Source organism: Variovorax sp. 01T439_2 (assembly GCF_056398445.1).
Map to the genome: position 1 here is coordinate 1 of NZ_JBFTPJ010000112.1, position 12,539 is coordinate 12,539.

The 12,539-nt window shown below is 64.3% G+C and carries 16 protein-coding genes and 1 pseudogene; 6 read left to right on the forward strand and 11 right to left on the reverse strand.

Going from position 1 to position 12,539, the window contains the following annotated elements; all coding sequences use genetic code 11:
* A partial coding sequence (locus AC1DOC_RS07855; protein WP_478129630.1) for a DinB family protein occupies window positions 1–498 on the forward strand: 498 nt, incomplete at its 5' end.
* On the opposite strand, the gene AC1DOC_RS07860 is transcribed toward AC1DOC_RS07855, so the two are convergent.
* The 4 genes from AC1DOC_RS07860 to AC1DOC_RS07875 form a co-directional block, all read right to left on the reverse strand.
* Window positions 447–1,229: an SDR family NAD(P)-dependent oxidoreductase gene (locus AC1DOC_RS07860; protein ID WP_230537995.1), complete on the reverse strand. Its 783-nt coding sequence runs from the start codon at window positions 1,227–1,229 to the stop codon at window positions 447–449. The two genes, AC1DOC_RS07855 and AC1DOC_RS07860, sit on opposite strands and share 52 nt — an antisense overlap.
* A 73-nt stretch (window positions 1,230–1,302) precedes the next feature.
* On the reverse strand, window positions 1,303–2,289 hold the full coding sequence (gene acuI / locus AC1DOC_RS07865) for an acrylyl-CoA reductase (NADPH) (RefSeq protein WP_018907357.1): 987 nt from the start codon (window positions 2,287–2,289) through the stop codon (window positions 1,303–1,305).
* A 46-nt stretch (window positions 2,290–2,335) separates the two neighbouring features.
* The gene (locus AC1DOC_RS07870; protein WP_018907356.1) at window positions 2,336–3,160 is read right to left on the reverse strand and encodes an oxidoreductase; all 825 of its coding nucleotides are present in this window, start codon (window positions 3,158–3,160) and stop codon (window positions 2,336–2,338) included.
* Between the two features lie 83 nt (window positions 3,161–3,243).
* Window positions 3,244–3,843, reverse strand: a complete 600-nt coding sequence (locus AC1DOC_RS07875; protein WP_018907355.1) for a TetR/AcrR family transcriptional regulator — start codon at window positions 3,841–3,843, stop codon at window positions 3,244–3,246.
* 156 nt (window positions 3,844–3,999) lie between these two features.
* On the opposite strand from AC1DOC_RS07875, the gene AC1DOC_RS07880 reads away from it, so the two are divergent.
* Entirely contained in the window at window positions 4,000–4,461 is a 462-nt protein-coding gene (locus AC1DOC_RS07880) for a carboxymuconolactone decarboxylase family protein (protein ID WP_018907354.1), read from the forward strand.
* A 105-nt stretch (window positions 4,462–4,566) separates the two neighbouring features.
* Here the strand turns inward: AC1DOC_RS07880 and AC1DOC_RS07885 are convergent, their stop codons facing one another.
* On the reverse strand, window positions 4,567–5,016 hold the full coding sequence (locus AC1DOC_RS07885) for a hypothetical protein (RefSeq protein WP_018907353.1): 450 nt from the start codon (window positions 5,014–5,016) through the stop codon (window positions 4,567–4,569).
* A gap of 203 nt (window positions 5,017–5,219) precedes the next feature.
* On the opposite strand from AC1DOC_RS07885, the gene AC1DOC_RS07890 reads away from it, so the two are divergent.
* Window positions 5,220–6,086, forward strand: coding sequence for an alpha/beta fold hydrolase (locus AC1DOC_RS07890; protein WP_018907352.1), 867 nt, complete (start codon window positions 5,220–5,222; stop codon window positions 6,084–6,086).
* A gap of 91 nt (window positions 6,087–6,177) precedes the next feature.
* On the opposite strand, the gene AC1DOC_RS07895 is transcribed toward AC1DOC_RS07890, so the two are convergent.
* A complete protein-coding gene (locus AC1DOC_RS07895; RefSeq protein ID WP_230537993.1) occupies window positions 6,178–6,414 on the reverse strand; it encodes a DUF6429 family protein in 237 nt (78 codons plus the stop codon).
* 489 nt (window positions 6,415–6,903) lie between these two features.
* Entirely contained in the window at window positions 6,904–8,223 is a 1,320-nt protein-coding gene (locus AC1DOC_RS07900; RefSeq protein WP_230537992.1) for an MFS transporter, read from the reverse strand.
* A gap of 198 nt (window positions 8,224–8,421) precedes the next feature.
* Here AC1DOC_RS07900 and AC1DOC_RS07905 point away from each other — a divergent pair.
* Window positions 8,422–8,605 (forward strand): annotated as a pseudogene (locus AC1DOC_RS07905) (integrase); the annotation flags it as partial.
* A gap of 86 nt (window positions 8,606–8,691) precedes the next feature.
* Window positions 8,692–9,455, forward strand: a protein-coding gene (locus AC1DOC_RS07910) for an IS5 family transposase (RefSeq protein WP_478084678.1) whose coding sequence is annotated in 2 segments (ribosomal slippage) — window positions 8,692–9,007 and window positions 9,007–9,455 — 765 coding nt in all. Because the reading frame shifts where the segments join, the coding sequence is not laid out codon by codon here.
* A gap of 217 nt (window positions 9,456–9,672) precedes the next feature.
* On the opposite strand, the gene AC1DOC_RS07915 is transcribed toward AC1DOC_RS07910, so the two are convergent.
* From AC1DOC_RS07915 to AC1DOC_RS07930, 4 genes are all read right to left on the reverse strand, one after another.
* Window positions 9,673–10,290 (reverse strand): DUF5655 domain-containing protein, encoded by a 618-nt coding sequence (locus AC1DOC_RS07915; RefSeq protein WP_230537991.1) that lies wholly within the window; start codon window positions 10,288–10,290, stop codon window positions 9,673–9,675.
* A gap of 3 nt (window positions 10,291–10,293) precedes the next feature.
* Entirely contained in the window at window positions 10,294–10,569 is a 276-nt protein-coding gene (locus AC1DOC_RS07920) for a PDDEXK family nuclease (RefSeq protein ID WP_018907349.1), read from the reverse strand.
* Window positions 10,570–10,725: 156 nt separating this feature from the next.
* On the reverse strand, window positions 10,726–11,043 hold the full coding sequence (locus tag AC1DOC_RS07925; RefSeq protein WP_155247924.1) for a hypothetical protein: 318 nt from the start codon (window positions 11,041–11,043) through the stop codon (window positions 10,726–10,728).
* The gene (locus AC1DOC_RS07930) at window positions 11,036–11,977 is read right to left on the reverse strand and encodes a PDDEXK nuclease domain-containing protein (protein ID WP_155247925.1); all 942 of its coding nucleotides are present in this window, start codon (window positions 11,975–11,977) and stop codon (window positions 11,036–11,038) included. Before AC1DOC_RS07930 ends, AC1DOC_RS07925 begins: the two co-directional genes overlap by 8 nt.
* Before the next feature lie 328 nt (window positions 11,978–12,305).
* On the opposite strand from AC1DOC_RS07930, the gene AC1DOC_RS07935 reads away from it, so the two are divergent.
* Window positions 12,306–12,539, forward strand: a 234-nt coding sequence (locus AC1DOC_RS07935; RefSeq protein WP_478129631.1) for a LysR family transcriptional regulator, incomplete at its 3' end; no start/stop codon positions are given.

A 12,539-nucleotide genomic window follows, 5' to 3' on the forward strand; every position in this document is an offset into this window, starting at 1 on the left:
GCGCTCGCCGGCCTCGGCGACCACTCACCGGTCACCCCACTGGCCATCAAGGCGTTGAGCCACACGTACGTGGTGGACCGCATATTCGCCGCCCACCTCCGCCGAGAAGCCCACGCGTACCCGTCGGCCAACCTGAGCGAGATGCCGACGCTCGCAGCGCTGGCGGCCGATCTCAGACGAAGCGACCGGGAATACATCGACCATGTCTCGACGCTCGACCCCGCGCAGCTGGCCGAGAGTGTCGACTTCGCGTTCACCGACGGCGCACCGGGGCGCATGTCCCGCGAGGAGATGCTCATGCATGTGCTCACGCACGGCGCGGGCCATCGCGGACAGGTCAGCGCAGTGATGCTGCTCCATTCGGTGCCGCCGGCCAAGGATGGCTTCACGGCGTACCTGCACGAGGCCGAAGCGCCGGCGAGAAGGCGCAATTGCCTCGTCGCTTCTCAGGCTTCTCTTCGGGCCGGCAGCGCGAGCCGCGGCTTGCCAAGCACCTGAGTGGCCACCCGCGATGCAAACCGCCGTGTCACGAATCGCACGCTGAGGCACGAGAGCTTGTTGAACAGGCCGGGCACCACCGTGCGCTTGCCCTGCAGCATCGCTCGGATCGCGGCGTGCGCCACGAACTCCGGGCTTTTCGTCGACGCGTTCGCGATCCACGAGTAGTCGCCCCCGCCGGACGCGGCGTGGAAGTCCGTTTCGGTGCCGCCAGGACAGACGCAGGTCACCGACAGCGGCGTGCCGCGGTGCTCGTCATGCAGGCCCTCGCTGAAGTTGCGCACGAACGCCTTCGACGCGGCGTACAGCGCCATGTTCGGCACCGACTGGTACGCGCCGGTCGACGCGATGTTCACCATGTGCGCAGGCCCTCTGCTTGTCTTGCGGGCATCGACGAAGCAGCGCGCGAGCGCGACGAGCGAGGTCATGTTGAGCTGGACGAGCTCCGCGTCGCGCGCCCAGTCGACCTCGTCGAAGCGGCGGAAGTAGCCGAAGCCGGCGTTGTTGATCAGGATGTCGATCGGGCCGTTGGCGGTTGCCTCGTCCCACAACGTGCGCGCGGCATCGGGCTTGCCGAGGTCGGCGGTGACGATCTCGACCTTCACGCCCTTGCAGGCCGCGGCGACCGCTTCGAGTGCGTCGCGGCGCCGCGCCGTCAGCACGAGATCGACGCCGAGCGCCGCGAGCTCACGCGCGATGGCCGCGCCGATGCCGCTGGATGCGCCGGTCACCAACGCGCGCCTGCCGGCGTGAGCAGCTGTGTGAGTATTCAGATCGCTCATGTTTTTCCTTGATCCAGCGCACTCATGCGTTGACGTCGACAACCGTACGGCCCTGAACTTTTCCTGCGAACAATCGCTCGACGGCTGCAGGCACCTCGGCAAGGCCGATCACATGCGTCGCTTGCGCGAGCTTGTCCAGATCCAGGTCCCGCGCCAACCGCGACCAAGCCTCGATGCGCACCTGTTGGGGCGCATTGACCGAATCGATGCCGGCCAGCGTCACATTGCGCAGGATGAATGGCAGCACCGAGGCCGGAAGATCGATGCCCTGGGCCAGGCCGCAAGCAGTGACCACGCCTCGATACCTTGTCTGTGCCAGCACGTTGGCCAGCGTGTGGCTGCCGACCGAGTCGACGGCACCGGCCCATCTTTCGCGGGCGATTGGTGCCCCGGGTTCCGACAGCGTCCGGCGATCGATGATCTCGGCGGCCCCCAGCTTGCGCAGATACTCGCTTTCCTCCAGCCGCCCCGTGGAGGCAACGACCCGGTAGCCGAGACCGGACAAGAGAGCGATGGCGATGGAACCGACGCCGCCATTGCCACCGGTCACGAGAACGTCGCCATGTCGAGGCGTGAGCCCGCCGTGCTCGAGCGCCAGCACGGACAGCATCGCCGTGTACCCCGCCGTTCCGATGGCCATCGCGTCCTTGGTGGACAAGGCTGCTGGAAGCTTGAGCAGCCATTCGCCTTTCACGCGCGCCTGCTGCGCATAGCCACCATGATGGGTTTGGCTCAAGCCCCAGCCATTGGCGACCACGCGGTCGCCAGCCGCGATGCCAGGGTAGGAAGAAGTCTTGACGGTGCCGGCAAAGTCGATGCCGGGAATCAAGGGGAACTGGCGAATCACCTCCGCGCGGCCGGTGATGGCCATCGCGTCCTTGTAGTTGACGTTGGAGTAATCGACGTCGACCAGGACGTCCCCGGGCATGAGGTCTTGTTCGCTCAACGAGACCACGCGGGTGGTGATCTTGTCATCTGTCTTGCTGGCGAGCAGTGCTTGGAAGGTCATCGTGTTCTTTCAAAAGGAGTGTTGTTTGGAACGGAGTGCGAAACGGCTAGCGGGCTATCGCGTCGAGCCGAAGATCCTTGCGCACCCCGGCGTCCAGCAGGCTGGCCGGCGCGAACCTGCGCAGCAGGCGCAGGCGGCTGGCCATGCCGGGGGCGTAGTGGGTCTTGGGCTGCGTGGCCGTGGCCGCCTTCAGCACGATGTCGGCCACCACCTCGGGTCCTTCTGCGCCCGCGATTCCCTCCTTGAGCCGCTGCTCCATGCCCGCGCGAATCTCGCGGTACATGTCCAGCGGCGTGTCGGGCTGCATCGAGTTCGCTTCGAACGGCGTGTTGATGTAGGGGGGCTCCACCACCGAGACGCGAATGCCCTGCGTGCGCAGTTCATGGTCCAGCGATTCCGAATAGCCGGCGACCGCGTGCTTGGTGGCGGAGTACAGCGCCATGTAAGGCGAAGGCAGGAAGCCCACCACGGAGCCGATGTTGATGATGCGGCCACTCCCCTGGCGACGCATAGGCGGTACGACGGACCGGATCATCCGCACCATGCCGAAGAAGTTGGTGTCGAAGATGGCCTGGGCCTGCGCAATCGAACTCTCTTCCGCACCGGCCGGAGCGACCCCGAAGCCAGCGTTGTTGACCAGCAGATCGATGCGGCCCTCCAGCTGGATCAGTTGCCGGATCACCGCATCGACCGACGCGTCCTGGGTCACATCGAGTGGCAGCATCGCGAACGCTCGCTCTCCCACCTCGCCGCCGCCGCGCCGGCTGGTGCCGTAGACCTTGTAGCCCGCCGTTGACAGCTTCTGCGCAATGGCTTCGCCGATGCCCGATGAGGCCCCTGTCACGAGGGCCACCTTGTACTTCGTGTTCATCCTGTTTTTCCTTCAGTGTTTGATAGTCGCATGATGCTCGTCATATTTTTTGGCGAGCGAAAGGTCGATGGGTTCCAGTGTTCTCAGGCGATGGGCAGGTGCTTCAAGGCAGCCTCGCGCAGGCTGTCGGACAGCGCAGGCTCATCGACGACGCGGGCCAGCAGCAAGGTGCCGACCATGGTGGCGACGGTCACGAGCGCGCGTTCGTGGGCACCGGCCTGCCCCCAATCCGGCGACTGGCGGGCCACAAGATCGACCATTTCCTTGATGTAGCGGGTGGTCACTCGCCGGACTTCGGGCGTCTGGCGCACGGTTTCCGAGCCCAGTGCGGCCAGGGGGCACCCCCGCTCGACCTGCTCCAGGTTTTCTCGCGAAAGATAGGCGTGGAGCATGTAGGCCAAGGTCTGTTCCGGGGGCACGCTGGCAGCCGCCTCCGCCGCTATGGCGGCCGACTCCGTACAGGCCCGCTCCGCCGCTTCCGCCAGCATGGCCTCGCGCGAGGCGAAGTGGGCATAGAAGGCGCCATGGGTCAGGCCGGCCTCCTTCATGATGTCGGCGACTCCGGTTCCGTCATAGCCGCTGCGGCGGATCGCCCGCGCCGCAGCCGAGACGATGCGCTCGTGCGAGGCCTGCTTGGCTGCCGTTCTGACGGTGTGTTTCGAATTTCGCATGATGTTCATCATATACGATTTCAAAAAGGCGCGCTGATGATGTTTTGGGCAATAGCCGCTCAGTGGCCGAGGCATGGTCGAGCAGTACCGGGCGCCTGTCACAAGGCAATGTGCCCGCTCGTCTAAGAGGTGTTGTTCCCTCAACCCTCAAGCTACAAGGAGCTCATCATGTCCTCAGCCCGACTCGACTATCACGCCCTCGCGCCTGCGGCAGCGCGTGGCGGTACCCAGTTTTCCCACGTCGCCGGCAGTACGCTGGACAAGCGCCTGCGTGAATTGGTGAACTTGCGCATCAGCCAGATCAATGGCTGCGCTTTCTGCATCGACATGCACTGGGCCGACCTGCTCAAGCAGGGCATGGACCCGCGCCACGTCAACGCCGTGGCCGGCTGGCGCGAGGCCGAGCGCTTCTTCAGCGAAGCCGAGCGCGCCGCGTTCAATTGGGCGGAGGCCGTCAACGCGGTGCCACATCGCACGCCCAGCGACGCGGACTTCGAGGCAGTGAAGCGGCACTTCAGCGACGCACAGATCGCGGACCTCTCGTTCGCGGTCTGCGCGATCCGCTCGTGGAACATGCTCAATGCCAGCTTCCACACGCAGGTGCCCGAAACRCCGTACACCGTCGGCTGAATCCGCCCGGCCGGCCGCCGCGATCAAACAGCACCGGAGGCCTGGCCCTGCGAGTCCTTCGGTGCGCGGCGCGGAGCGGGCGATGCGCCGTTGCCGGCGCTTCGTTCAATCCGCAGCGAGGCGCTTGAACACCGCCTGAAGCAAGCCGAGATTCGACGCATCCGCGGCCACGGCATCTCGGCGGAACGAACTGCTGTCGTAGGGCGAATAGCTGTTGATGGGGTTGTCGATGGCCGGACGCACCGGTACGACGTAGGTACGAAGCTTTCCATCGAAGCTGTAGCGCTCGTTGTTGCGCGGTAGCGGCCCCAGCACCGAATCCCCTGCCAAGGTGTTGGCAAGATGGCGCCTCACGCTTTCCGCGTCGACGCCGTAGGGCCCTGCGCTCTCCACGGGAACACTCTCCGGTCCGGTGCGGGCAGCCAATTTTTGGACGGCGAGGCTCCCGGTTGGCGCCTGGCTGGCGACCTCGCCGGCCATCGCGGAAGTCACGGTGAAGAGCGAAGCGGCGCAGAGGGCGAGTGCCATGCGGCCGAAAGTGAAATCCAAACTCATCGAGAACTCCTTCGCCTGGCGGCGCTGCGGAAATCGAGGTTATAGCCGAACGGGTCGACTTTCCGATGAAGGCGTCGCCGGGACACGCTGTAGCGGCCTGCGCTGACAAGAGGCGAATTTCCTGAAGCCAGAATTGATGCATGGGAACCAGGAAGCCGCCCGCCTCGACACGAAAGCCCCTGCCGGGCAGCACGGGCGATGCCATGAAGACGGAACGGCTCCGCCTGTCCAGCGGTACCGAACTGGCGTTCACCACCGCGGGCGAGGCGTCCAGACCCGCCCTGCTGCTGCTGCACGGAACCCCGAACTCGGCCCGGCTGTTCCGGGCGGTCGTACCCGCGCTGTCGCAAGCCGCTTTCGTGATCGCGCCGGATCTGCCCGGCCACGGCGAATCCGAGCCGCTGCCGGCCCCGTCGTTTCCCGCCATCGGCCAGGCGATTTCCGAACTGCTGGACTCGCTCAGGATCGGTCCGCGATTCATCTACCTGCATGACTGGGGCGCGCCCGTGGGCCTGCAGATCGCGATGCAGGCGCCAGAGAAAGTCCTGGGCCTCATCGTGCAGAACGCCAACGCGCATCGAACGGGGTGGGGACCGGGATGGGCCGCAACGCAGGCCTACTGGTCGCAGCCCACCGCAGAAAACCAGGCGGCGGCGACCGCGCACCTGACGCTCGCAGGCACACGCGACACCTACATCGCGGGCGTCCCGCCGGAAGTGGCCGAGCGCATCCCCGCTGAACACTGGGAAGAGGATTGGCGGGTGATGAACCTGCCGGGCCACATGGACACCCAGCGGGCGCTGATCGCGGACTACGGAAACTACGCCGCTCGCTTCGGCGCCATCGCCCAGTACCTCGAGCACCGGCAGCCCCCTGCCCTCATGGCGTGGGGAAGGCACGATATCTATTTCGACCTGGCCGAGGTCCTGTCCTGGATGCGCGCGCTGCCCAGGATGGAAGCCCATGTCCTGGATGCAGGCCACCTGCTGCTCGAAACCCACGCAGATGCGGCCGTTGCGCTGATGCTCGATTTCGTCAGGCGTACCCAGGCGCCTTCTGCGGGTGAGTGAGGTCCATCGGCGAGCTCAGAAGAGACTTGCCCGACGAGTTGAAGTGATCTTCGATCGGCAATATGGGACACACGTCCTCTCAATGCCGCAGCTATTGGTCCACGGGCGCCGCCCCGTTGGTCCCGAAGTGTTTGGCCGCGAGCTCCTTGGCACGGCGCATTCCCTCGTCCGTGAGGTAAACCGATTCTTGCCTGCCGTGAGCCTTGGTGATGAGGCCTTTTTCGTGGAGCTCATCCATGATTGCGAAGTCATATCGCTTCCATACGCGTCCGTTCTCGAACTCGAAGACGCCGAACAGCGCCAGAACCAGTTCTTCGACCTTGACCATGTCGTATCTCATGCCATCGCTTCCAGATGTTCAACAGTGGACGGACTCGCGCAGTCAGCGGGCATGCTCGTCGGAGCATCACCTGCTCGCTGGTCGTTTGGTGCGTCTTCGATACTTCGTCCCCATGAAGCGTTCTCGATTTGAGGGTCTACGGAACAAAAGAAACTGACGCATGCATTCCCAGTGACGATAAGCCATTCCCTGCGCGGATTCACATGTTCTTGCAACTGAGGCTCCTCGTCCAGCCACCCTCAATGGACTGGCTGCCGTTGTCCCAAGGATTTAAGTTGCATGTCGATTTCTAGGGTGTGGGCGCCTGCCATCGAGTGACTGGAACTTGGCTGCCGAGCGGCCGCTTTTTGGCCGACTGTAGCCGGTTGCGATCCCCGGAGCTTCAGGCCCACCGCAGACAACCGTACACCTCAAAAATGCGGCCGTTCTCACCAGCAAGGCGGGCCCCAAAAGAGGCTCCTCGCCTCACGATACCCATCACACAGCGCGACCCCTCGCGGTGCTCCTGAGCAAGCTCGCCACACTCCCGGCCAACGCAGCCAGAGCCGCCATCGCCAGGCCCCAGTGCACTGCGCTGTGGGACGGCAGTAGCTCGAACATCAGGCTCATCAACAGGCTGCCGAGCGTCAGCCCCGTGAGCCGGGCGGTGCCTTGCGCGCCGCCGGCGGCGCCGCTGCGTTCATTGGGTGCCGAGAGCAGCATGTTCTGGTTGTTCGGTGTCTGGAAGAAGCCGAAGCCCAGGCCTGCGAGGCTCGTGAACGCAGCGATCGGCACGGCCGGGCTGCCGTGCAGCGGCCACAGGGCGCACAGGGCCAGGCCGCTCGCGAAGCACGCGCTGCCGGCTGCGCACAGCCAGGCGCTGGACACGCGCTGGGCCAGGCGTGCCGACAGCGGTGCAGCCAGCATCACCGCCAAAGGCCAGGGGGTCATCAAGAGGCCGGCCGTCACCGCGCTCTGGCCGAGTTCGTGCTGGATGTAGAACGGCATCGCCACAAGGCCGGCCATCTGGCCGGTGAAGCAGCACACGGAGGCAATGACCGATATCCGAAAGGAATGCACGCGCAGCAGGTCGAGCGGGATCAACGGTGCCGCCTTCGGCATCTCGCGCCTCACCAGCAGGACCATGCAAGCGGCCGACAGCACAAGCAACGCGCCGCCGTGCAGCGGCTGCGCCACCAGCCTGTCGCTCCCCAGCACGAAGGACGCGAACATAACCGCGTTGAGCGCGATGCTCCAGCCATCGAGGCGGCGCACCGAGCGCGCCGGGCTCGGCAACGCTGCGCAGACGGCGAGCACGAGAAGGCCTATTGGCAGGTTCACCGCAAAGAGCCAGGGCCAACTTGCTTCGGAGAGTATGAAAGCACCCAGGGTGGGTCCCGAGGCTGAAGCGGCTGCGACGGCGAGCGCATTCCACGCGATCGAGCGCGCCAGCAATCGGCGCGGATAGGTGAAGCGCAGCAACGCCAGCCCAAGCGGCATGACGGCCGCACTGCCCAGGCCCTGAAGGCACCTTGCGGCCACGAGCCATGGCAGCGATGGGGCCAACGCGCACAGCACCGACGCCACGGTGAACAGCGCAACGCCGCCCGCGAAGACCCGCCGATACCCGAAGCTCTCCCCGACTGCAGAAGCCGGCAGCAGGAACATGACCACGGCCAGTTGGTAGGCGGTGATGATCCAGACGGCGTCCGCGGGTGTCGCCTGCAGCTGCTGGGCAATGTTGGGCAGCGCGATGTTGGCGATGGCGCCATCGAGCACCACCAGCACGCCCGCGCCCAGGATCGCGGCGACGGCCAAGCAACGCCGCGGCAGCGGCAGGCCATCGGCGCCATGCGCCGGATTCGCATCGTTCGCCTCCGGGGTTTCGGCGGTGCGCGAAGCGGTGGAGGAAGAGTTGGGTTGAAGTGTGGATGTCAACATGCGTCCAGCTTAGGACTGAGCACACGGCTTGCACAGCGCGTGGCGCGCAGCTTGTTCCTGCGTGCGGCGCCTGTCGAACGCGTGGACTTCATCGAGCACCAGCTCTCCCACGTGGTCAGGGATACCAACGGTCGTGCGTACAACTGCACCGCCCAACTCCCCCGCGCGCCGGGAAATGATGCAGCGCTGGGCGGACTACCTGGACAAGCTGCGCATCGGTGCCGACGTGATTCCCTTGAAGCCGCCCCAGATGACATAGGACCAAGTCCGCGCGCGCCCGCCAAGCCAGCTAGGGCGTGTTAACACTAATTGAGTTGACCATGAATGCCGAGAGATACTTCATGCATGGAGATCACACAAGCCCAGTTCGCCCGGATCGAGCACTGCCTGCCTGTGCAGCGCGGCAATGTCAGCCTCTCGAATCTGAGTGTGTTGAACGCGATCCTGTATGTCGCCGAGCATGGCTGCAAGTGGCGAGGCCTGCCCAAGCGCTTCGGCAACTGGCACACCATCTACACACGCATGAACCGATGGTCCAAGAGCGGCGTACTGGATCGCGTGTTTGCCGAGCTTCAGCAGGCCCAGGTCGTGTGCATCAGGATCGAGGCGGTGTCGCTGGACAGCACCATCGTGAAGGTTCATCCCGATGGCACCGGTGCGTTAAAAAAAACGGCCCCCAATCCATCGGTCAATCCAGAGGCGGGTGGACCACCAAGATTCATATGGTTGCCGCGGATGCTCGAACGGCCGTAACGTTCTCGCTGTCACCGGGCCAAGCGCACGATGCCCCCGCAGGACGCGCTTTGCTGAGCAGCTTGGGTGCACCCGACAGACCTGTGCACCTGCTCATGGATCGCGCTTACGAGGGCAATGAGACACGACAGTTGGCACTCGATCTGGGCTTCATTCCCGTCGTTCCACCCAAGCAAACCCGGATGACGCCATGGGAGTACGACCGAGAGATGTACAAGCGTCGCAATGAGATCGAACGCCTCTTTCGACGACTCAAGGGCTATCGCCGGATCTTCTCTCGCTTCGAGAAACTCGACGTGATGTTCGTCGGCTTCATCAGCTTCGCGCTGATCGCCGACGGACTTCGTTTGTGTTAACAGGCCCTAGATGGCGCATTCGCTTCAAAGCCGCGAGGCCGGTGAGCTTCTCCAGCATCAAGTGGTTGCAGGCGGCCATCACGTGGCAAGCTGCAGAGCCGGTCGAGTCAAGTTCTGTGCAACGCTGGCGTTGTTGCAGACCGTCAACTCGCTGAAGAAGTCACCGCAACCATCGAGCGGCCCTCATACGCCAACAGGACCAGCGGCTTCGCTGCATTCAGATCCGACTGCGACGCGAGGGACAGTTCAAGGCCACCCGCCCCCAATGTCCCTGCTGCCTGACATCCCGTCCGTTCGACGGCGGCGGCAGCACATGGGATGGGTCGAGGTGCAGGTACAGAAGCAAGCGCGCCTTCTGCGGCACCACAGTGGCAAAGTTCTTCAGGCGCTTGAAGGCCACGTACAACTTCAGCTCTTTACGTTGCACGTCGTCGCCCAGCGAAAGCACATGCCCCTCCAGCGACGCCATCAATTCGTTCAAGTGGGGCGGAAGCAAGGGCAGCCATTCGGCAAACGACCGGTCTCCCGTCGCCGGCTTCGCCGCACTGGCCTCCGAGGGCGGAGACTTCGGCACTTTCGCCGTCTTGGCCGCCGACGCACGGCCGCCGTTCGAGCTGCTGGCGTTGGCCTGTTCCAGCAGGAGCAGCTCTTCGCCAAAGCGCCGATAGCGGATCAGCTCGATATTGCGGTTGATCTGCTGCACCGCATGGCCGTCGTACTTGGTGAAGTCGACTGCGATGCACACCAGGCGCGGCGCCGCCCAGCCGATGGCGTCGGCCGCCGGCTTGCCCAGCTTGTCCATCACCAGCAGCTTGAACTCAGCCTGGTGGTCCATCAGCTAGTCCAGGTAGAACAGGCCCTGGTTGATGACGTTCTCACCGACCGATCGCTTGTATTCCAGGACCACCGGGCAGTTGTTCTCATCCAGGCCCAGCGAGTCGATGCGCCCGGCGTGGGTCTTGCCGGTGGAGTACTCGGTGGCTAGGAAGTGGATGCCGAGCAGAGCGTCGAGGTTGGCCTCGATCAACGTCTGGAGCGGTTTCTCGAGGTCAGAGGCGTCGCCTTGTTCGACGGCGCGGCCGGAATCGAGGCAGAAGAGCTTGATGTCGTCCATGGCAGATCGCAGCGCAGAAGTCGTTCATCGGGCGGCGCACCGCGCAGTTTCAGGCGCAGCCACGGTGACTTCTGCAACTCAGGCGGCGGTCGCGTCGTGGTGGTCACGATGTATCGGAAAGCCGAAGAAGACGCACCTTCCAGCTTGCGCACCACGTCAAGCAGCTGGTGGTAGACGCTGAGCCCCAGGTCCGCCTCGCGCGGGGCTGTCGTGCAGCAGGAATGCGGGCAAGCGTGTCGCGCCTTCCATGCTCATGGACATCACGGCCAGGTCCAAGGCGATCACCTTCAGCGATTCGATGGCAGCGGTAGAGCGCTCGCCGCCCCACTGAACGACCAGCTTCAAGCCATTGCCGTCCAGGCCAACCCGCTCCGAGGCGATCGGCCCGACCACCGCCCGGATCTGCCCCGCTTCAATTCCTCGCAGCAATGTGCCAAGCGGGATAACACGCCATCCAGCCGGTAACTCACTCATCTTTGTTCTTCTCGTCCAACAACAAACCCCGCCGCGCCAAACGCTCCCGCGCATCCACCAGCGCCGCATGCAGTTGCCGCTCCAATTCCGCCTTGGGCGGCAGCTCCGTCCAGTACTCGGCCACGGTGATGCCGTCCTTGTGCATCTGCAAGAGCTCCACCTGCTCGCGGCTGGACTCGGCGCACAGGATCAGACCGATGGGGGCTTCTTCGCCCACCTGTCGCTCGTGTTTGTCCAGCCATTTCAGGTACAGCTCCATCTGGCCCTTGTGCGTGGCCTTGAAGCGGCCGAGCTTGAGTTCGATGGCCACCAGGCGGCGAAGCCGGCGATGGAAAAACAGCAGATCGAGGTAGAAGTCTTCCCCGTCGATCACCATGCGCTTTTGCCGTTCGACGAACGCGAAGCCTCGCCCCAGTTCCAGGATGAAGGCTTCCAGCTGGCGCAGGATCGCGGCTTCGAGGTCGGCTTCGTCATGGCCTTGGTGCAAGCCCAGGAAGTCCAGAAAATACGGGTCCTTGAAGACCTGCGTAGGCGATGCCGACGGCGCGGGCGTCTGGGCAGCAGCGATCTCCGTGCGCTCGAAGGCCTTGCGGTCGATCTGATGGCTTAGCTCCCGCACACTCCAGCCATCCTGCGCGGCGCGCTGGGCATAGAAGGTGCGGGCCTCGGGCGTCTTGAGCGCCACGATGGTCACCAGGTGGCTCCAGCTCAATTGTGTCGACAGCGTCGACACAATCGCCGCGTCAGGAAAAGCCTCTCCAAATGGCGTTGAGCATCTGGCGCGCATCATCGCAGGTGTCAAAATCCAGCCGCAAGCAGGTTTATTGCAACGCGCGTGCATAGTTGCAGCGCAAGATGACCTCGTAGGAGTCCAGTTCTGAGTYCGTGCGCGTGCTGTCGCGACACGCATTGTCGAACAGCGCCAACCCAGCATCCGGATCTCGCTCTCGATCCAACCGCGCCAGCCCTTGAAGGAAATAGTCTTGGTTGAACCTTGGACGCATTCCACGACAAAAATCTGTCTGCGCGTTTGTCGCAGCGCCGCGGCATGAAGCGCGACGGTTCGTTCGCGAAAACCGGGGCCCGCGCCCGGTTTGAGACTCAGCCGCTTTGCACCCTCAGGAGCCGAGATCTTCACATCGCTTGCGCTGAGAGTGACCAAAGCGGTACTTAGTCTAGAAATCTTAAAAGGATCTAATATCGATGCGGGTTAGCGGCGAGTTTTCGATTCCTGTCGATCCGCGGCCGTGCTAGGTTCGGGCATGCCGACAGAAGCCGACCTGAACCTGCTGTTCGCGTTGAACGCACTTCTCTCCGAGGGCAGCGTCGCCAAAGCTGCCGAGCGCCTGGACCTGAGCGAGTCGGCGATGAGCCGGGCGCTCGCGCGGCTGCGGGAATCCACCGGGGACCCGCTCCTCGTGCGTGCGGGCCGCGCCATGGTGCTCACGCCGCATGCGCTGGCACTGCGCGACCGCGTCAGGGAGCTGGTGCAGGAG